Here is a 17,291-nt window from a genome sequence, read left to right as displayed (position 1 = left end):
GCCTTGTGTCGCTTCTACAGGTGGAGCGGTCATCTGTAGAGCAACGGCCAACAAAAAGCCCCGACTCTTGCGAGCCGGGGCTTTTTTCTGTCGCTACAACGGGATCAGCCGTTGAACACGTCATCCACACTCTTGAGCGGGTAGTGCTTCGGATACGGCAGGGTCGCCACGCCGGATTCGATGGCGGCCTTGGCCACGGCATCGGAAACGACGGTGATCAGGCGAGCGTCCAGCGGCTTCGGAATGATGTACTCACGGCCGAACTCCAGACCTTCAACACCGTAGGCCTCGCACACTTCCTTCGGAACCGGCAGCTTGGCCAGGTCTTTCAGGGCGATAGCGGCGGCAATCTTCATCTCTTCGTTGATGCGCTTGGCGCGAACGTCCAGGGCACCACGGAAGATGAAGGGGAAGCCCAGAACGTTGTTGACCTGGTTCGGGTAGTCGGAACGACCGGTGGCCATGATCACATCGCTGCGGGTGGCGTGGGCCAGCTCTGGAGCGATTTCCGGATCCGGGTTCGAGCAGGCGAACACGATCGGGTTGGCAGCCATCGACTTCAGGCCTTCCGGGCTCAGCAGGTTCGGGCCGGAGAGACCAACGAACACGTCAGCGCCTTCCAGCGCGTCAGCCAGGGTGCGCTTGTCGGTGGCGTGAGCGAACTGCGCCTTGTACTGGTTCAGGTCGTCGCGGCCAGCGTGGATGACACCGCTGCGGTCGATCATATAGATGTTCTCGACCTTGGCGCCCATGCTGACCAGCAGCTTCATGCAGGAGATGGCGGCAGCGCCAGCACCCAGGCAGACGATCTTGGCGTCTTCGAGCTTCTTGCCTGCGATTTCCAGGGCGTTGATCATGCCGGCGGCAGTCACGATGGCGGTGCCGTGCTGGTCATCGTGGAAGACCGGAATGTCGCACTGTTCGATCAGGGTACGCTCGATCTCGAAGCACTCAGGTGCCTTGATGTCTTCGAGGTTGATGCCACCGAAGGTGATGGAAATGCGGCGAACGGTGTCGATGAAGGCCTGCGGGCTTTCCGACTCGACTTCGATGTCGAACACGTCGATACCGGCGAAACGCTTGAACAGAACACCCTTGCCTTCCATGACTGGCTTGGAAGCCAGCGGGCCGAGGTCACCCAGGCCGAGGATGGCAGTACCGTCGGAGATCACAGCGACCAGGTTACCCTTGCCGGTGTATTTGTAAGCCAGCTCTGGATCACGGCCAATTTCGCGTACCGGCTCGGCGACGCCTGGGCTGTAGGCCAGGGCAAGGTCACGGGCGGTGGCGGTTGGCTTGGAGAGTTCGACGCTCAGTTTCCCCGGGCGAGGTTGAGCGTGATATTCGAGAGCGGCGGTTTTCAAGTCTGACATGGTGGGCATTCCGCTTGTTTACTGTTCTGACGGACCGCCGAGGATACGCAAAGAGCCGGGAGGCGACAAGACTGCCCGGTCACATGTGTCAAGGCCCTTGGCCTACGACTTTACGCTACAACCCGCGGGGCTTACGGCCTTGAGTGTGTACAATCCAAACCAATAATGTCTACAACTATTTTTTCACCGAAACCTGTTCCAACATGCTCGGATCGCTCAGCGTCAACAGCCAGCGTCGCTGCCCAGGCTTGAGCCCGCCCTTGCGGGAACGGTCCAGCACCCAGCCGCGCGCCTCAAGCTGACGCCCCTTGAGATTATCGAGGAAACCGTCGGGGAAGGCGCGTTGCAGACGAGCGGGAACCTGCAGCACCACAGCCTCGTCAAGCTCCAGCCAGACGCCTCCTCGATTGTGATCGATCGCGCTCACCCTGCCGCCGATCACAGCGAACCCGGATTGCCTCAGGCGCCCCGCTGCGATGATAGGTGACTGCCGCCAGAGCCCGAGCCTACCTGTGCGTGCGGCCTGTTCGGCCTGTTGCTGGCAACCAACCAGACGCACGTTGGGTGCCACCGCAACGCGATAGGCCAAGCCTTCACTGAGCAACTGCGCCTCAAGATTGTCGCCATTACGGCCATAGAGGTGCGCCAAGGTGCGCCCGTACTTGTCCCTGGGCTCCACACCCGGCACCAGCCCCACCCGGCCATCACTGGCCTGCACCAGTGCCTCCAGCCGTCGCCTGGCCGCTTCGGCATAGGGTTCGCTGGTGCGACCTTTGCGCCCGATCTCAGGTGCATTGATGCCAATCAGCCGCACGCTGCGGCCATCCCCCAGACGCACGGTATCGCCATCGACGACCTGACGCACCGTCACTGGCTGCACGGCCTCGGGCACCGGGCAGAAGGCCTGCGCGGAAACATGCCAGATTGCGCCCACAAAAAAGGCGCCCACGAGGGGCGCCTTCTTTTGCAGCAATGCGAAACCCGAAGGGCTCGCCGTGCGCATGATTACTTCTTGGTACCGAACATACCGAAGCGATCGGCGAACTTCTGTACGCGACCACCGGTGTCCAGGACTTTCTGCTTACCGGTGTAGAACGGGTGGCAGAGGTTGCAAACGTCGATCGCCAGGGTGTTGCCCAGGGTCGAACGGGTTTCGAATTTGTTGCCGCAGCTGCAGGTGACAGCAACTGCTTCGTAGTTCGGATGAATATCGGCTTTCATGGTCACTTCCTCGAGCTGCGTGCCGCCACCCAACACCAATTGTTGAATACCGCACGTAATTAGGCGGCGAATAATACCAGACCGTCAGGCCAGCGCAAGTTGTCGCTTGCACCGGCCGTCGTCTGCTAGGCTCGTGCGATTCCCGACCAGCTACGAAGACCTGCCGCGTGTCCGACGTCATCCTGCGCCTTGCCCTGCCCTCGCCCCTGCGTCGCTTGTTCGACTACCGGGCCCCGGCCGCCATGGCACGCCAGCAACTGACACCCGGCATGCGCATCCGCGTACCGTTCGGCCGTCGCGAGATGATCGGCGTGCTGGTGGAGGTCTGCGAGCAGAGCGAAGTCCCCGCCGACAAGCTCAAGCCAGCGAGCATGCTGCTCGACCCGGTCTCGCCGCTGCCTCCGGCACTGTTCAAGCTGTGCCTGTGGACCGCCCACTACTATCAGCACAGCCTGGGCGACACCCTGAGCTGGGCATTGCCGGTGTTGCTGCGTCAGGGCGAAGCAGCCGAAGTGCGCCAGGAGCGTTTCTGGCATGCCACCCCCGGCGCGCGCCTGGACGACCCACGTATCGCCCGGGCACCGCGCCAGAAAGAGGCCTTGCAGACCCTCGCCCAGCACCCTCATGGCGTAGCCCACAGCGTGCTGGCCAAACTCGGCCTGAACAAAGATAGCCTCGACCTGCTGCTGGCCAAGGAACTGGTGCAGGTCGAGGTGCGCCGGCACCTGCCGACGCCACGCCATGACCGCTGGCTGGCCCAGCCGGAACTGCCGCTCAACGAGGAGCAGAGCGCCGCCTTCCAGGCCGTGTGCGCAGGCTTCGGCAGCTTCCACGCCTTCCTGCTGGCCGGTGTCACCGGCAGCGGCAAGACCGAGGTCTACCTGCAGCTGATTCGCGAAACCCTGGAGGCCGGCAAGCAGGCACTGATCCTGATCCCCGAGATCAACCTCGGCCCGCAGACCCTGGCGCGCTTCGAGCAGCGCTTCAATGCCCGCATCGCCCTGCTGCACTCGGCAGTCAACGACCGCGAGCGCCTGGATGCCTGGCTCGCTGCCCGCGATGGCGAGGCCGACATCATCATCGGCACACGTTCGGCACTGTTCACGCCCATGAAGAACCCGGGCCTGATCATCATCGACGAAGAGCACGACGGCTCCTACAAACAACAGGAAGGGCTGCGCTATCACGCCCGCGACCTGGCCGTGGTACGCGCGCACCAGGAGAACATCCCGATCCTGCTGGGCTCGGCGACACCTTCGCTGGAAAGCCTGCACAACGCCCACAGCGGGCGCTACGGCCTGCTGCGCATGAACCAGCGCGCCGGCGGCGCCCGCCCGCCGCGCTTCATGCGCCTGGATGTGCGCAGCCTGCCGCTGGACAGCGGCATCAGTGGCCCACTGCAACAGGCGATCGGCCAGACCCTGGCAGCCGGCCAGCAAGTGCTGGTGTTCCTCAACCGCCGCGGCTTCGCCCCGACGCTGCTGTGTCACGACTGTGGCTGGCTGTCGGAGTGTCCGCGCTGCGATGCACGCATGACCGTGCATCAGCGCTCCGGCGTGTTGCGCTGTCACCACTGTGGTTACGACGAACGCCTGCCCCTGCAATGCCCGCAGTGCGCCCACGTCGACCTGCGCCCGGTCGGCGCCGGAACCGAGCGCGCCGAAGAGCGCCTGAAGACCCTGTTCCCCGATTACCCCGTCCTGCGCGTGGACCGCGACAGCACCTCGCGCAAGGACGCCATGCACCACCTGTTCACCACCATCCAGCGCGGCCAGCCGAGCATTCTGGTCGGCACCCAGATGCTGGCCAAGGGGCATCACTTTCCACGGGTAACCCTCGTGGCCATCCTCGATGCCGATGGTGGACTGTTCTCGGGTGATTTCCGCGCCAGCGAGCGAATGGCGCAGCTGATCGTGCAGGTCGCAGGCCGAGCCGGGCGGGCCGAGGAGCCTGGAAAGGTGATCGTGCAGACCCACCTGGCCGAGCATCCACTGCTGGTGCAACTGACCGAGCAAGGCTATTTCGCCTTCGCCGAGCAAGCCCTGAGCGAGCGGCGCGCCGCCGGTCTGCCGCCCTTCTCGCACCTGGCCCTGCTGCGCGCCGAAGCGCACAAGCCAGGGCAGGCGGAAGCCTTTCTCGACGAGGCCTGCGCCGCCGCCGAGGGTGTGCTGGCAGAGCAGGGCTTGAGCGGCATCGAGCTGCTCGGCCCGGTACCAGCCCCCATGGAGCGCCGTGCCGGCCGTTTCCGCGCGCAGCTGTTGATCCAGGCCAATGCCCGGGCGCCGCTGCATCGACTGATCAGTAGCTGGTTGCTAGTGTTGGAACAGATGCCGTCGGGACGGCAGGTGCGCTGGTCGCTGGATGTGGACCCGGTCGATCTCTACTGAATCCCTGAAAGCCAGCGCAATCCTGAGCGAGCCGTAAAGGTTGGCAATCAAGCCCCGGCCACGGATAATGTTCCGTTTTTCCACCTGCGCATCGAAGCGCTGCACCGCGCTTGCGGTCGAAAAGAGAACCCGATGAAAGACACCATTCGCCAGCTGATCCAGCAAGCCCTCACCCAACTCGTCAACGAAGGTGTGTTGCCTGAAGGCCTGACGCCGGCGATCCAGGTGGAAAACGCCCGCGACAAGACCCACGGCGACTTCGCCAGCAACATCGCCATGATGTTGGCCAAGCCGGCAGGCATGAAGCCGCGCGACCTGGCCGACAAGCTGATCGCCGCCCTGCCTGCCAGCGCCGACATCAGCAAGGTCGAGATCGCCGGCCCCGGCTTCCTCAACTTCTTCCAGAACACCGACGCCCTGGCCAATCGCCTGGAGGCGGCACTTGCAGATGCCCACCTGGGCGTGCGCAAGGCCGGCGCAGCGGAAAAAGTGGTCATCGACATGTCGGCGCCAAACCTGGCCAAGGAGATGCACGTCGGCCACCTGCGCTCGACCATCATCGGCGACAGCGTCGCGCGCGTGCTGGAATTCCTCGGCGACGAGGTGATCCGCCAGAACCACGTGGGCGACTGGGGCACCCAGTTCGGCATGCTGCTGGCCTACCTGGAAGAAAACCCCATCACCAGCGACGAGCTGTCGGACCTGGAAAACTTCTACCGCGCGGCGAAGAAGCGCTTCGACGAATCGGAAGACTTCGCCAACCGCGCTCGTGGCCTGGTGGTCAAGCTGCAAGCCGGCGACCCCGAGTGCATGGCGCTGTGGACGCGCTTCAAGGATATCTCGCTGTCGCACTGCCAGAAGACCTACGAACTGCTCAACGTCAAGCTGACCATGGCCGACGTGATGGGCGAAAGTGCCTACAACGCCGACCTCGCCAACGTGGTCGCCGACCTCAAGGCCAAGGGTCTGCTGGTCGAAAGCCAGGGCGCGCAGTGCGTGTTCCTGGAAGAGTTCAAGAACACCGAAGGCGAGCCACTGCCGGTGATCGTGCAAAAGGCCGACGGCGGCTACCTGTACGCCACCACCGACCTGGCTGCGGTGCGCTACCGCAGCAATGTGCTCAAGGCCGATCGCGCCCTGTACTTCGTCGACCAACGCCAGGCGCTGCACTTCAACCAGGTGTTCGAAGTGGCTCGCCGCGCCGGCTTCGTCGGGCACCCGATGAAAATGGAGCACATGGGCTTCGGCACCATGAACGGCGCCGATGGCCGTCCGTTCAAGACCCGCGACGGCGGCACCGTGAAGCTGATCGACCTGCTGAGCGAAGCCAAGGAGCGCGCCTACGCGCTGGTCAAGGAAAAGAACCCGAGCCTGGCCGAGGACGAGCTGCGCCACATCGGTGAAGTGGTCGGGATCGGCGCGGTGAAGTACGCCGACCTGTCCAAGCACCGTACCAGCGACTACAGCTTCAACTTCGAACTGATGCTCAACTTCGAAGGCAACACCGCGCCCTACCTTCTCTACGCCTACACCCGCGTGGCCGGTGTGTTCCGCAAGCTGGGCAAGGGCTTCGACGAAGTCGAGGGCGACATCGTGCTGCAGGCTGCCCACGAGCAGGACCTGGCGGCTCGCCTGGCACAGTTCGGCGAAACGCTGAACAACGTCGCCGAAAAAGGCACCCCACACGTGCTGTGCAGCTACCTCTACGACCTGGCCGGCCTGTTCTCCAGCTTCTACGAGAACTGCCCGATCCTCACCGCCGAAACCGTCGAACAGCAGCAGAGCCGCCTGCGTCTCGCCGCGCTGACCGGCCGTACTCTCAAGCAGGGCCTGGAGCTGCTCGGCCTGGAAACCCTGGAGCGCATGTAAGTTGGCTGCCAAGAAAAAACCCGCGCCCAAGCGCGGCGCCAGCCGTCACCAGCCACCCGCCAAACAGCCGATCCCGGGCTGGGTGTGGCTGGCGGTCGGCCTGACCGTAGGCGCATTCATCGTTTTCCTGATGAAGCTCGAGCCCGGCGGCGACGACATCAAGCGTGCCAAGCCTGAACAGCAGAAGCCCGCCAAGGTCGCCGAGGCGGCCAAAGGCAGCACGCCGACCACGCCGCAGCCGATCAAGCCCAAGTACGACTTCTACACCCTGCTGCCAGAGTCGGAAGTGATCGTGCCGCCTGAAGCGGTGCCGGAGAAGACGCCGCCCGTGCCGGCCCAGCCGGTCACGCCGGTCACTCCTGCCGAAGCCGCGAAGATCGACACGGCCCGAGCCCAGGCTGCGCTGTCGGGGCAGACGCCGCCACCGGCTCCACCAGTGATCAAGCCTGCAGCGACCACGCAGTTCTTCCTTCAGGCCGGTTCGTTCCGCAAGGAAGCCGATGCCGACAAGGTACGTGCGCAGATCATCCTGCTCGGCCAGGTGGTCAAGGTGGAATCGGGGACGGTGAAGGAAGAAACCTGGTACCGCGTACTGGTCGGTCCGTTCAGCAACCGTGAACAACTGACCGTGGCACAGAAACAGCTGGCCGGAGCAGGTTTCAGCAACCTGCTGCTGCAGCAGCGACAGACCCGCCAGTAACGAAAAAGGCCTTGCCGCACTGCGACAAGGCCTTTTTTCTGACGGAGTCAGCGCTGCTTGCCATTGACCTCGGACACCTGGGTGTTGAGGGTCCAGAAGTCATACAGCACGCCAATCAGGAACAGGCCGCCAGTAAACAGGTAGATCAGTGCGCTGATCCACTTGCCCTGGTAAAGCCTGTGAATGCCGAAAATACCCAGGAACGTCAGCAGCACCCACGCCACGCTGTAGTTCACCGGCCCTGGCTGGAACCGCAGGTCAGCCTCGCGGTCCATGGACGGGATCAGGAACAGGTCGATCAGCCAGCCGATACCCAGCAAGCCCAGCGTGCAGAACCAGATCGTCCCGGTGATCGGCTTGCCGTAGTAGAAACGGTGCGAGCCGGTGAAGCCGAAGATTCACAGCAGGTACCCGATGACCTTGCTGTGCGTGTCATGAAGCGGCGCACCCTGTTGATACGTATTCATTCAAAACCCTCGTGGGATAGCCGAAAATTTTCTAACGAAAAATGTGACTTTTTCGTTTTGCCCCGACGTATGGTACCCAGCCACACGACCAACGGATCAGATTTTGATCAAAAAGCTGTTATAAAGTTGCGCGCCAACATCTATAAACATCCATAAAGAGCTTCAACTATGCCGCCTTTCTTCAAGACATGGCTGACCCTCTGCCTATTGTTACCCCTGGCCGCCCACGCCACCAACCGTGAGCAACGACTCCCCAACGGATTCACTGGCTACACCTCCAACGCCGATGTTTCCGTGAAACGCACCCCCGCCAAGCAGGTCAGCCTGCGTGCGCGTCCGGCAAATGCCGCGAAGAACCACGCGCTGAAAGTGGCGGCGATGTCGCCCAAGCAGAGCAGCGAAGTACTCAGCCGTGCCGTCAACGTGCTCGGCACCCCCTACCGCTGGGGCGGTAGCACGCCTGGCAAGGGATTCGACTGCAGCGGGCTGGTCAAGTACGCCTTCAACGATGTCGCCGACGTCGATCTGCCGCGCACCTCGAACGCCATGGCCCAAGGGCATGGCGTGAAAGTGGCGCGGGATGACCTCAAGCCCGGCGACCTGATCTTCTTCAACATCAAGAGCCGTCGGGTCAATCACGTTGCCATCTACCTTGGCAACGACCGCTTCATCCACGCGCCGCGCACCGGCAAGCGGGTGAGCATCGACAGCCTCGAGAAGCCGTACTGGCAGAAGCATTATGTGGTTGCCAAGCGCGTGCTGCCCAAGGAGCAGGAGGCGCTGCGGCTGGCCAAGCGTTGATGTAGGTTTCTCTCGCTGGCCTCTTCGCGGGCAAACCCACGAAGAGGCCAGCAGTTTCACCCTGCCCCGTCGATCACTCCCCGCTTCGTCAACGCCTGCATCGCCCCTTCCATCGTCGCCATCCCCTGCGCCGTGCCGGTCTGCATCACCGACTGCAACTGCGCCATCCGCCCTTCGCGAATCAGGTTGCGCACCGCTGGCGTCGCCACCAATACCTCCCGCGCCGCCACCCGGCCACCACCCACCCGACGCACCAGCACCTGCGCCACCACCAGACGCAACGACTCGGCCAACATGGCGCGCACCAGCGGCTTCTCTTCGGCGGCGAACACGTCCACCAGGCGATCGATGCTGCTCGCCGCTGTTCGCGTATGCACCGTGGCCAGCACCAGATGCCCGGTCTGCGCCGCTCGCAGCGCCAGACGAATGGTATCCAGGTCACGCAATTCCCCGATCATGATCACATCCGGATCCTGGCGCAGGGCACTGCGCAACCCCTGGGCAAAATCGCGACTGTGGCGGCCGATCTCGCGCTGAGTGATCAGGCAGCGCTCGGCGCGGTGCACGAATTCGACCGGATCTTCCAATGTGAGGATGTGGTTTGAGCGCTCACGATCAATCTGCGCGATCAACGCAGCCAGGGTGCTGGACTTGCCACTGCCGGTCGGACCACCCACCAGCACCAGACCATCACGGCACTGGGCAATGACTCGATACACTTCCATGAGGTCGAGTTCTTCGACCGTTGGCATCTGTGCAGGTATCAGCCGCAGGCTTGCGGCCAATCCCCGATACTGCCGGTACAGGTTCAGACGAAAACGGCCAAGCCCAGGCAGATCAAGGGCCAGATCGATTTCATCAGCCGCCAGCCACAGGCGCCGCTGATCAGCATCGAGCCAGGCTGCCAAGCCTTTCTCGATCATTTCGCTTTGCAAAGCAGGCAACGCCAGGCGCTGCAATTCGCCATCCAGGCGCCACAGCGGCGCCTCGCCCGCAGCCAGGTGCAGGTCCGAAGCCCCCGCTGCCACGGCCCGGGCCAACAGGTCGGTCACATCCATGAGACTCCCCAAAGGCCATCAAGCAGGTAGAATGCCGCACACCACTGAGCTGCCGGCATCGATCCATGTCCACCCTAGCAGACAACCTTCGCGCTATCAGCGAACGCATCGACAACGCGGCCCGAGCCGCTGGACGCGACACCGCCAGCGTGCACCTGCTGGCCGTGAGCAAGACCAAACCCGCCAGCGCCATTCGCGAAATCCACGCCGCTGGCGTACGCGACGTCGGCGAAAACTACCTGCAGGAAGCCCTGGCCAAGCAAGATGAATTGCGCGACCTGCCCTTGATCTGGCACTTCATCGGCCCCATCCAGTCGAACAAGACCAAGGCCATTGCCGAACACTTCGACTGGGTACACAGCGTGGATCGCCTGAAAATCGCCCAACGCCTGAGCGAGCAGCGCCCCAGCGGCCTGCCAGCGCTGAACGTCTGCCTGCAGGTGAACGTCAGCGGCGAAGACAGCAAATCCGGCTGCACCCCGGCCGATCTGCCGGCACTGGCCCAGGCCGTGGCCGAACTGCCCAACCTGCGTCTGCGCGGGCTCATGGCGATTCCCGAGCCCAGCGACGACCGCGCTACCCAGGAGGCCGCCTTCGCCCGCCTGCGCCAGTTACAGGAAAATCTGGGCCTTGGCCTGGACACGCTGTCCATGGGCATGAGCCACGACCTGGAAGCGGCCATCGCCCAGGGTGCGACCTGGGTCCGTATCGGCACCGCCCTGTTCGGCGCCCGCGACTACGGCCAGCCCTGATTCCATGCTTTACTCACTCTCTCCTTCAAGGACCTGACATGAGCAAGACTCGTATTGCCTTCATCGGCGCCGGCAACATGGCCGCCAGCCTGATCGGCGGCCTGCGCGCCCAGGGCCTGGACGCCGCGCAGATCCGCGCCAGCGACCCGGGTGCCGAGACCCGCGCCCGGATCAAGGCCGAGCACGGCATCGAAACCTTCGAAAGCAACGCCCAGGCCATCGATGGCGTGGACGTGATCGTGCTGGCGGTCAAGCCACAGGTCATGAAAGCCGTGTGCGAGACCCTGAAACCAACCCTGGCGCCGGGCCAACTGGTGGTCTCCATCGCTGCCGGCATCACCTGCCAGAGCCTGCAGAGCTGGCTGGGCGAAATCCCGGTGGTGCGCTGCATGCCCAACACGCCATCGCTGCTGCGCCAAGGTGCCAGCGGCTTGTACGCCACCGCTCAGGTCTCCGGCGAACAACGCCAGCAGGCAGAGCAACTGCTGACTGCGGTCGGCACCGCCCTGTGGCTGGAACAGGAGCAACAACTGGACGCCGTGACTGCGGTCTCCGGCAGCGGCCCGGCGTATTTCTTCCTGCTGATCGAGGCCATGACCGCTGCCGGCGAGAAGCTCGGTCTGCCGCGTGAAACCGCCTCGCAACTGACCCTGCAGACGGCCCTGGGCGCCGCGCACATGGCGGTTGCCAGCGATGTCGATGCCGCCGAACTGCGCCGCCGCGTGACCTCGCCGGCCGGCACGACCGAAGCGGCGATCAAGTCGTTCCAGGCCAACGGTTTCGAGGCCATCGTCGAGCAGGCGCTGCAGGCTGCGGCCACGCGCTCCGCCGAGCTGGCCGAACAATTGGGCAAATAAGGAGCTGTCGATGAATGCACTGTCCGACGCCGCGATCTTCGTGGTGCAAACCCTGGTCAGCCTGTACCTGGTGATCGTCCTGCTGCGCTTCGTGCTGCAACTGGTCAAGGCCGACTTCTACAACCCGCTGAGCCAGTTCGCCGTGCGCGCCACCCAACCGCTGCTCAAGCCGATCCGCCGGGTCATTCCCAGCATCGCTGGCCTGGACACCTCTTCGCTGCTGCTGGCGATCGTGATCCAGGCGCTGCTGATGGCCTTCGTGCTGATGGTCACCTACGGCACCTTCGGCGACATCCTGCACCTGCTGATGTGGGCGATTCTCGGCATCACCTCGCTGTTCCTGAAGATTTTCTGGGTCGCGATGATCGTCATGGTGATCGTCTCGTGGGTCGCGCCGAACAGCCACAACCCCGCCGCCGAACTGGCCTACCAGATCAGCGAGCCAGTGCTGGCGCCGTTCCGCCGCCTGGTGCCCAACCTCGGCGGCATGGACATTTCGCCGATCTTCGCCTTCATCGCCATCCAGGTGATCCAGTCGTTCCTGATGCCACAACTGGCTGCCTATGCCGGCATGCCGGAACAGCTGTGGCGGATGATCTGAACCACCGCGTCATCCAGCGGCAGCCTTTGCTTGCCGCTGGGGGTAGCGCTCTTTAGACTTACGCTTCCGTCAAGCGTGAGCAGGGTCGATGTCCACTGTCTTTCCCGAAGATTCCGTCGGTCTGGTAACCCCCCAGATCGCCCGGTTCGATGAACCGCTGGCCCTGGCCTGTGGCCGCGCGCTGGCCTCGTACGAACTCATCTACGAAACCTATGGCCAGCTCAACGCCAGCGCCAGCAATGCCGTGCTGATCTGCCACGCACTGTCCGGTCACCACCACGCCGCCGGCTACCATGCCGCCACCGACCGCAAGCCGGGCTGGTGGGACAGTTGCATCGGCCCGGGCAAGCCGATCGACACCAACCGCTTCTTCGTGGTCAGCCTGAACAACCTCGGCGGCTGCAATGGCAGCACTGGCCCGAGCAGCCTCAACCCGGCTACCGGCAAGCCCTATGGCGCGGACTTCCCGGTCCTGACCGTGGAAGACTGGGTACACAGCCAGGCCCGCCTGGCCGATCGCCTCGGCATCCAGACCTGGGCCGCCATCGTCGGCGGTAGCCTGGGCGGCATGCAGGCGCTGCAGTGGACCATCACCTACCCCGATCGCGTGCGCCACTGCGTGGACATCGCCTCGGCGCCCAAGCTGTCGGCCCAGAACATCGCCTTCAACGAAGTGGCACGCCAGGCCATCCTCACCGACCCCGAGTTCCACGGCGGTTCGTTCCAGGACCAGGGCGTGATCCCCAAGCGCGGGCTGATGCTGGCGCGCATGGTCGGGCACATCACCTACCTGTCCGACGACTCGATGGGCGAGAAATTCGGCCGGGAGCTCAAGAGCGACAAGCTCAACTACGACTTCCACAGCGTCGAGTTCCAGGTCGAGAGCTACCTGCGCTACCAGGGCGAGGAGTTTTCGGGGCGCTTCGATGCCAACACCTACCTGCTGATGACCAAGGCGCTGGACTACTTCGACCCGGCCGCCGCCCACGATGGCGACCTGGCCGCCACGCTGGCGCATGTCACCGCACATTACTGCATCATGTCGTTCACCACCGACTGGCGCTTCTCGCCAGCACGCTCGCGCGAGATCGTCGATGCCCTGATGGCTGCGCGCAAGAACGTCTGCTACCTGGACATCGACTCGCCCTACGGCCACGACGCCTTCCTCATCCCGACCCCGCGCTACATGCAGGGTTTCGCGAACTACATGAACCGCATCACCCTCTGAGGACCGCATGAGAGCCGACCTGGAAATCATCCACGACTGGATCCCCGCCGGCAGCCGGGTACTCGACCTGGGCTGCGGCAATGGCGAACTGCTGGCCTCGCTGCGTGATCGCAAGAACGTCACCGGCTATGGCCTGGAGATCGACGCCGACAACATCGCCGAGTGCGTAAACAAGGGCGTCAACGTCATCGAGCAAGACCTGGACAAGGGCCTGGGCAACTTTGCCAGCAACAGCTTCGACGTGGTGGTCATGACCCAGGCCCTGCAGGCCGTGGAATACCCCGACCGCATTCTCGACGAGATGCTGCGGGTAGGCCGCCAGTGCATCATCACCTTCCCCAATTTCGGCCACTGGCGCTGCCGTTGGTACCTGGCCACCAAAGGACGCATGCCGGTGTCGGACTTCATGCCCTACACCTGGTACAACACCCCGAACATCCACTTCTGCACCTTCGAAGACTTCGAGAACCTGTGCCACGAGCGCAATGCCAAGGTGATCGATCGCCTGGCCGTCGACAACCGTCACCGCAACGGGTGGGGCGGTCGGCTTTGGCCTAATCTTCTGGGAGAGATCGGCATCTATCGGGTCAGCAGTCCTGGGCTGCAGGAGCACCAGGTCGCGGTCTGATCCACCTATCGGAGGAATGGCACCATGCGTCGTCTCGCTCTCTTGCTGATCAGCCTGTGCGTGGCCTGGCCAGTGCTGGCTGCCGATGCCGTCCGTCCCGAGCGCAAGCAGGACTTCGGCGACGTCACGGTGCACTACAGCGCTTTCACTTCGAGCATGCTGCAACCGGACATCGCCGCAGCCACCGGCCTTGTCCGCAGCAAGAATCAGGGCGTGCTCAACATCGCTGTGCTCAAGGCCGGCAAGCCTGGCACGGCGGTGGTCAGCGGCACGGTCAAGGACCTCACCGGCCGCAGCAGCCCGCTGTCGTTCAGGCAGATCACCGACCAAGGTGCGGTGTACTACATCGCCCAGTTCAAGATCGCACAGGCTGAAACCCTGACCTTCGACCTCAACATCGAAACCGGCGGCCTCAGCCACACACTCAGCTTCAACCAGGAAGTGTTCCCAGGCGAATGATGAATTTCCAGCAACTCGTATTGGCCAGCCACAATGCCGGCAAACTGAAAGAACTCCAGGCCATGCTTGGCGGCTCCGTGCAACTGCGCTCGATCGGCGAATTCAGCCAGGTCGAGCCGGAGGAGACCGGCCTGTCGTTCGTCGAGAACGCCATTCTCAAGGCCCGCAACGCCGCGCGCCTTTCCGGTCTGCCGGCACTGGCCGACGACTCGGGCCTGGCGGTGGACTTCCTGGGCGGCGCACCGGGCATCTACTCGGCTCGCTACGCCGACGGCAAGGGTGATGCGGCGAACAACGCCAAGCTGCTCGATGCCCTGAAGGACGTGCCCGAGGAGCAGCGCGGCGCGCAGTTCGTCTGCGTCCTGGCCCTGGTGCGCCATGCCGACGACCCTCTGCCGATTCTCTGCGAAGGCCTGTGGCACGGTCGCATCCTGTTCGAGGCCAGCGGCGACCATGGCTTCGGCTACGACCCACTGTTCTGGGTACCGGAGCGAAACTGCTCCAGCGCCGACCTCGCACCGCTCGAGAAGAACCAGCTCAGCCATCGCGCCCGCGCCATGGCCTTGCTGCGTCAGCGTCTGGGCCTGGCATGACCGAACAGCCGTCCCTGCAGCCGGCGGGCCTGATCCTTCCAGAGCGCCCGCCGCTGTCGCTGTACATCCACATCCCCTGGTGCGTGCGCAAGTGCCCTTATTGCGACTTCAACTCGCACCAGGCCGGCCCGACGCTGCCCGAAGACGACTACATCGACGCCCTGCTCGCCGACCTGGACCAGGAACTGCCTGCGGTGCAGGGCCGCCAGATCAGCACGATCTTCTTCGGCGGCGGCACGCCAAGCCTGTTCAGTGCCGCCTCGCTGGGGCGCCTGCTGCAAGGCATCGAGCAACGGATCCCGTTCGCCCCGGACATCGAGATCACCCTCGAAGCCAACCCCGGCACCTTCGAGCAGGACAAGTTCAAGGCCTACCGCCAGACCGGCATCAACCGTCTATCCATAGGTGTGCAGAGCTTCCAGCCGAGCAAGCTCGAAAAGCTCGGGCGCATCCACAACGGCGATGAGGCCGTGCGCGCTGCAGACATGGCCCGCGCAGCAGGTTTCGACAACTTCAACCTGGACCTGATGCACGGCCTGCCGGACCAGTCGCTGGACGAGGCGCTGGGTGACCTGGGCCAGGCCATCGCACTCGCGCCTACGCACTTGTCGTGGTACCAGCTCACCCTGGAACCGAACACCGTATTCTGGAACCAGCCGCCCGAGCTGCCCGAGGACGACATCCTCTGGGACATCCAGGAGGCCGGCCAAGCGTTGATGGCCGAACATGGCTACCACCAGTACGAAGTTTCGGCCTACGCCCAGCCAGGACGCGCAGCACGGCATAATCTCAACTACTGGCGCTTTGGCGACTTCATCGGCATCGGTGCGGGAGCGCACGGCAAGCTGTCGTTCCCCGACGGGCGTATCCTGCGCACCTGGAAGACCCGCCTGCCCAAGGACTACCTCAACCCGGCGAAGCCCTTCAAAGCCGGCGAGAAGCTGTTGCCCGCCGATGAGCTGCCGTTCGAATTCCTGATGAATGCCCTGCGCCTGACCGATGGCGTGGAGGCCGAACTCTTCACCCGACGCACCGGCCTGCCGCTGGCACAGTTGGCAGAAGCACGCCGCGCTGCCGAACAAAAGGGCCTACTGCAGGTCGAACCCGATCGACTGGCGGCGACACCGCGGGGCCAGTTGTTCCTCAACGACCTGCTGCAGTACTTCTTGAATTAAGGATGACCCATGGACCTGGTACTTGACCTGCTCTCGACCGTTTCCCGCTGGAGCCGCAGCAACCTGTCAGAAATTTCGCTGGCGCTCGTGGGGTGTTTGCTGGTGTTGTTCGGCACCGACCTCAAAGGCTGGGTCGATCAGCGCCTGGGGGGCCTCGCTGGCGCCCTGCGCGTGCCTTTCATGGCGCTGCTGGTGATGATCGGCAGCGGCGCGGCGCTGATCTATGCCACGCCCTGGGTGGTGAAGGCGCTGGCGCAATTCAACAACTATGCGCTGGCGCCGGTGCTGCTGGTGGTGCTGGTGCTCATCGGCGTGGTGGCGGATCGTCGCGGTTAACCCACGCGTACAGGCCAGCCAAATGAAAAACGCCCTTCTCAGGGCGTTTTTTCGATCAGTCCAGCTTCTCGAACTTCAAATCCCAGACGCCATGCCCGAGCCGCTCGCCGCGACGCTCGAACTTGGTGATCGGCCGCTCTTCAGGCCGCGGCACGTAAGCGCCGTCAGCCGCCTGGTTACGGTAGCCCGGCGCGACCTTCATCACGTCCAGCATGTGCTCGGCATAGGGCTCCCAGTCGGTGGCCATGTGGAACACACCGCCGACCTTGAGTTTGCGCCGTACCAACTCGGCGAACTCGGGCTGGACGATGCGGCGCTTGTGATGGCGCGCCTTGTGCCAGGGATCGGGGAAGAACAGCATCAGGCGATCGAGGCTGTTGTCGGCCACGCAGCGGTTGAGCACCTCGATGGCATCGCAGTCGTACACCCGCAGGTTCTTCAGCCCTTGAGTCAACACGCCGTTGAGCAGCGCGCCAACACCCGGGCGGTGCACTTCCACGCCAATGAAGTCCAGCTCAGGCGAAGCAGCGGCCATCTCCAGCAGGGAGTGCCCCATGCCGAAGCCGATCTCCAGGGTGCGCGGTGCCGAGCGGCCGAACACCTGGTCATAATCCACCGGGCTGTCGGCCAGGGGCAGGATAAACAGCGGGCCACCCTGATCAAGGCCACGTTGCTGGCCTTCAGTCATGCGGCCTGCGCGCATCACGAAACTCTTGATGCGGCGGTGCGGGCGCTCTTCGCCTTCAGCGGTGATCGGCGTTTCTTGCGATTCAGTCATCAGGGGCT

Annotated in this window: 19 protein-coding genes; 13 read left to right on the top strand and 6 right to left on the bottom strand. The window is 63.8% G+C overall.

Annotated elements, in window-relative coordinates:
• Nucleotides 1-104: 104 nt before the first annotated feature.
• From APH44_RS02865 to rpmE, 3 genes are all read right to left on the bottom strand, one after another.
• Nucleotides 105-1,373, bottom strand: coding sequence for a malic enzyme-like NAD(P)-binding protein (locus tag APH44_RS02865; RefSeq protein ID WP_054891184.1), 1,269 nt, complete (start codon nucleotides 1,371-1,373; stop codon nucleotides 105-107).
• 175 nt (nucleotides 1,374-1,548) lie between these two features.
• Nucleotides 1,549-2,376, bottom strand: a complete 828-nt coding sequence (locus tag APH44_RS02860) for a thermonuclease family protein (protein ID WP_054891183.1) — start codon at nucleotides 2,374-2,376, stop codon at nucleotides 1,549-1,551.
• 2 nt (nucleotides 2,377-2,378) lie between these two features.
• Entirely contained in the window at nucleotides 2,379-2,594 is a 216-nt protein-coding gene (rpmE, locus tag APH44_RS02855) for a 50S ribosomal protein L31 (protein ID WP_054891182.1), read from the bottom strand.
• Nucleotides 2,595-2,761: 167 nt separating this feature from the next.
• On the opposite strand from rpmE, the gene APH44_RS02850 reads away from it, so the two are divergent.
• From APH44_RS02850 to APH44_RS02840, 3 genes are all read left to right on the top strand, one after another.
• Nucleotides 2,762-4,981 carry a primosomal protein N' gene (locus tag APH44_RS02850; protein ID WP_054891181.1) on the top strand — a complete coding sequence of 740 codons (2,220 nt, stop codon included), beginning with the start codon at nucleotides 2,762-2,764 and terminating at the stop codon, nucleotides 4,979-4,981.
• Between the two features lie 132 nt (nucleotides 4,982-5,113).
• The gene (gene argS, locus APH44_RS02845; protein ID WP_054891180.1) at nucleotides 5,114-6,850 is read left to right on the top strand and encodes an arginine--tRNA ligase; all 1,737 of its coding nucleotides are present in this window, start codon (nucleotides 5,114-5,116) and stop codon (nucleotides 6,848-6,850) included.
• 1 nt (nucleotide 6,851) lies between these two features.
• Nucleotides 6,852-7,550, top strand: coding sequence for an SPOR domain-containing protein (locus APH44_RS02840; protein WP_054891179.1), 699 nt, complete (start codon nucleotides 6,852-6,854; stop codon nucleotides 7,548-7,550).
• Between the two features lie 47 nt (nucleotides 7,551-7,597).
• On the opposite strand, the gene APH44_RS02835 is transcribed toward APH44_RS02840, so the two are convergent.
• A complete protein-coding gene (locus APH44_RS02835; RefSeq protein ID WP_256250260.1) occupies nucleotides 7,598-7,948 on the bottom strand; it encodes a TM2 domain-containing protein in 351 nt (116 codons plus the stop codon).
• Between the two features lie 237 nt (nucleotides 7,949-8,185).
• Here APH44_RS02835 and APH44_RS02830 point away from each other — a divergent pair, with 237 nt between their 5' ends.
• Nucleotides 8,186-8,818: a C40 family peptidase gene (locus APH44_RS02830; protein ID WP_054891178.1), complete on the top strand. Its 633-nt coding sequence runs from the start codon at nucleotides 8,186-8,188 to the stop codon at nucleotides 8,816-8,818.
• A gap of 56 nt (nucleotides 8,819-8,874) precedes the next feature.
• On the opposite strand, the gene APH44_RS02825 is transcribed toward APH44_RS02830, so the two are convergent.
• Nucleotides 8,875-9,876 carry a type IV pilus twitching motility protein PilT gene (locus APH44_RS02825; protein ID WP_054891177.1) on the bottom strand — a complete coding sequence of 334 codons (1,002 nt, stop codon included), beginning with the start codon at nucleotides 9,874-9,876 and terminating at the stop codon, nucleotides 8,875-8,877.
• A gap of 65 nt (nucleotides 9,877-9,941) precedes the next feature.
• Between APH44_RS02825 and APH44_RS02820 the strand changes: the two genes are divergently transcribed.
• The 9 genes from APH44_RS02820 (at nucleotide 9,942) to APH44_RS02780 (ending at nucleotide 16,505) form a co-directional block, all read left to right on the top strand.
• On the top strand, nucleotides 9,942-10,628 hold the full coding sequence (locus APH44_RS02820; protein WP_054891176.1) for a YggS family pyridoxal phosphate-dependent enzyme: 687 nt from the start codon (nucleotides 9,942-9,944) through the stop codon (nucleotides 10,626-10,628).
• A 38-nt stretch (nucleotides 10,629-10,666) separates the two neighbouring features.
• Nucleotides 10,667-11,485: a pyrroline-5-carboxylate reductase gene (gene proC, locus APH44_RS02815; RefSeq protein ID WP_054891175.1), complete on the top strand. Its 819-nt coding sequence runs from the start codon at nucleotides 10,667-10,669 to the stop codon at nucleotides 11,483-11,485.
• A gap of 10 nt (nucleotides 11,486-11,495) precedes the next feature.
• Nucleotides 11,496-12,086 carry a YggT family protein gene (locus APH44_RS02810; protein WP_054891174.1) on the top strand — a complete coding sequence of 197 codons (591 nt, stop codon included), beginning with the start codon at nucleotides 11,496-11,498 and terminating at the stop codon, nucleotides 12,084-12,086.
• A gap of 88 nt (nucleotides 12,087-12,174) precedes the next feature.
• The gene (locus APH44_RS02805) at nucleotides 12,175-13,314 is read left to right on the top strand and encodes a homoserine O-acetyltransferase (protein ID WP_054891173.1); all 1,140 of its coding nucleotides are present in this window, start codon (nucleotides 12,175-12,177) and stop codon (nucleotides 13,312-13,314) included.
• A gap of 7 nt (nucleotides 13,315-13,321) precedes the next feature.
• Entirely contained in the window at nucleotides 13,322-13,942 is a 621-nt protein-coding gene (metW, locus tag APH44_RS02800) for a methionine biosynthesis protein MetW (RefSeq protein WP_054891172.1), read from the top strand.
• A gap of 24 nt (nucleotides 13,943-13,966) precedes the next feature.
• Nucleotides 13,967-14,401 (top strand): DUF4426 domain-containing protein, encoded by a 435-nt coding sequence (locus APH44_RS02795; RefSeq protein WP_054891171.1) that lies wholly within the window; start codon nucleotides 13,967-13,969, stop codon nucleotides 14,399-14,401.
• Nucleotides 14,398-14,994 carry an RdgB/HAM1 family non-canonical purine NTP pyrophosphatase gene (gene rdgB, locus APH44_RS02790; RefSeq protein ID WP_054891170.1) on the top strand — a complete coding sequence of 199 codons (597 nt, stop codon included), beginning with the start codon at nucleotides 14,398-14,400 and terminating at the stop codon, nucleotides 14,992-14,994. The genes APH44_RS02795 and rdgB overlap by 4 nt, the downstream gene beginning before the upstream one ends.
• Nucleotides 14,991-16,169, top strand: coding sequence for a radical SAM family heme chaperone HemW (gene hemW / locus APH44_RS02785; protein ID WP_054891169.1), 1,179 nt, complete (start codon nucleotides 14,991-14,993; stop codon nucleotides 16,167-16,169). The genes rdgB and hemW overlap by 4 nt, the downstream gene beginning before the upstream one ends.
• Before the next feature lie 9 nt (nucleotides 16,170-16,178).
• Nucleotides 16,179-16,505 carry a DUF3392 family protein gene (locus APH44_RS02780; protein ID WP_054891168.1) on the top strand — a complete coding sequence of 109 codons (327 nt, stop codon included), beginning with the start codon at nucleotides 16,179-16,181 and terminating at the stop codon, nucleotides 16,503-16,505.
• A gap of 55 nt (nucleotides 16,506-16,560) precedes the next feature.
• Here APH44_RS02780 and trmB read toward each other — a convergent pair whose 3' ends face one another.
• The gene (gene trmB / locus APH44_RS02775) at nucleotides 16,561-17,283 is read right to left on the bottom strand and encodes a tRNA (guanosine(46)-N7)-methyltransferase TrmB (protein ID WP_054891167.1); all 723 of its coding nucleotides are present in this window, start codon (nucleotides 17,281-17,283) and stop codon (nucleotides 16,561-16,563) included.
• Between the last annotated feature and the right edge of the window lie 8 nt (nucleotides 17,284-17,291).

The organism is Pseudomonas sp. NBRC 111143, from assembly GCF_001320965.1.
GTDB classification, from domain to species: domain Bacteria; phylum Pseudomonadota; class Gammaproteobacteria; order Pseudomonadales; family Pseudomonadaceae; genus Aquipseudomonas; species Aquipseudomonas machongensis.
The sequence above is the reverse complement of the archived record's forward strand: the minus strand, read 5'-3'. Positions and strand labels throughout refer to the sequence as shown.

Bases quoted from the DNA above. Each gene is read 5' to 3' on its own strand.
- APH44_RS02865 (WP_054891184.1), bottom strand. From the start codon at position 1,373: ATGTCAGACTTGAAAACCGCCGCTCTCGAATATCACGCTCAACCTCGC.
- APH44_RS02860 (WP_054891183.1), bottom strand. From the start codon at position 2,376: ATGCGCACGGCGAGCCCTTCGGGTTTCGCATTGCTGCAAAAGAAGGCG.
- rpmE (WP_054891182.1), bottom strand. From the start codon at position 2,594: ATGAAAGCCGATATTCATCCGAACTACGAAGCAGTTGCTGTCACCTGC.
- argS (WP_054891180.1), top strand. From the start codon at position 5,114: ATGAAAGACACCATTCGCCAGCTGATCCAGCAAGCCCTCACCCAACTC.
- APH44_RS02830 (WP_054891178.1), top strand. From the start codon at position 8,186: ATGCCGCCTTTCTTCAAGACATGGCTGACCCTCTGCCTATTGTTACCC.
- APH44_RS02825 (WP_054891177.1), bottom strand. From the start codon at position 9,876: ATGGATGTGACCGACCTGTTGGCCCGGGCCGTGGCAGCGGGGGCTTCG.
- APH44_RS02820 (WP_054891176.1), top strand. From the start codon at position 9,942: ATGTCCACCCTAGCAGACAACCTTCGCGCTATCAGCGAACGCATCGAC.
- proC (WP_054891175.1), top strand. From the start codon at position 10,667: ATGAGCAAGACTCGTATTGCCTTCATCGGCGCCGGCAACATGGCCGCC.
- APH44_RS02810 (WP_054891174.1), top strand. From the start codon at position 11,496: ATGAATGCACTGTCCGACGCCGCGATCTTCGTGGTGCAAACCCTGGTC.
- APH44_RS02805 (WP_054891173.1), top strand. From the start codon at position 12,175: ATGTCCACTGTCTTTCCCGAAGATTCCGTCGGTCTGGTAACCCCCCAG.
- metW (WP_054891172.1), top strand. From the start codon at position 13,322: ATGAGAGCCGACCTGGAAATCATCCACGACTGGATCCCCGCCGGCAGC.
- APH44_RS02795 (WP_054891171.1), top strand. From the start codon at position 13,967: ATGCGTCGTCTCGCTCTCTTGCTGATCAGCCTGTGCGTGGCCTGGCCA.
- rdgB (WP_054891170.1), top strand. From the start codon at position 14,398: ATGATGAATTTCCAGCAACTCGTATTGGCCAGCCACAATGCCGGCAAA.
- hemW (WP_054891169.1), top strand. From the start codon at position 14,991: ATGACCGAACAGCCGTCCCTGCAGCCGGCGGGCCTGATCCTTCCAGAG.
- APH44_RS02780 (WP_054891168.1), top strand. From the start codon at position 16,179: ATGGACCTGGTACTTGACCTGCTCTCGACCGTTTCCCGCTGGAGCCGC.
- trmB (WP_054891167.1), bottom strand. From the start codon at position 17,283: ATGACTGAATCGCAAGAAACGCCGATCACCGCTGAAGGCGAAGAGCGC.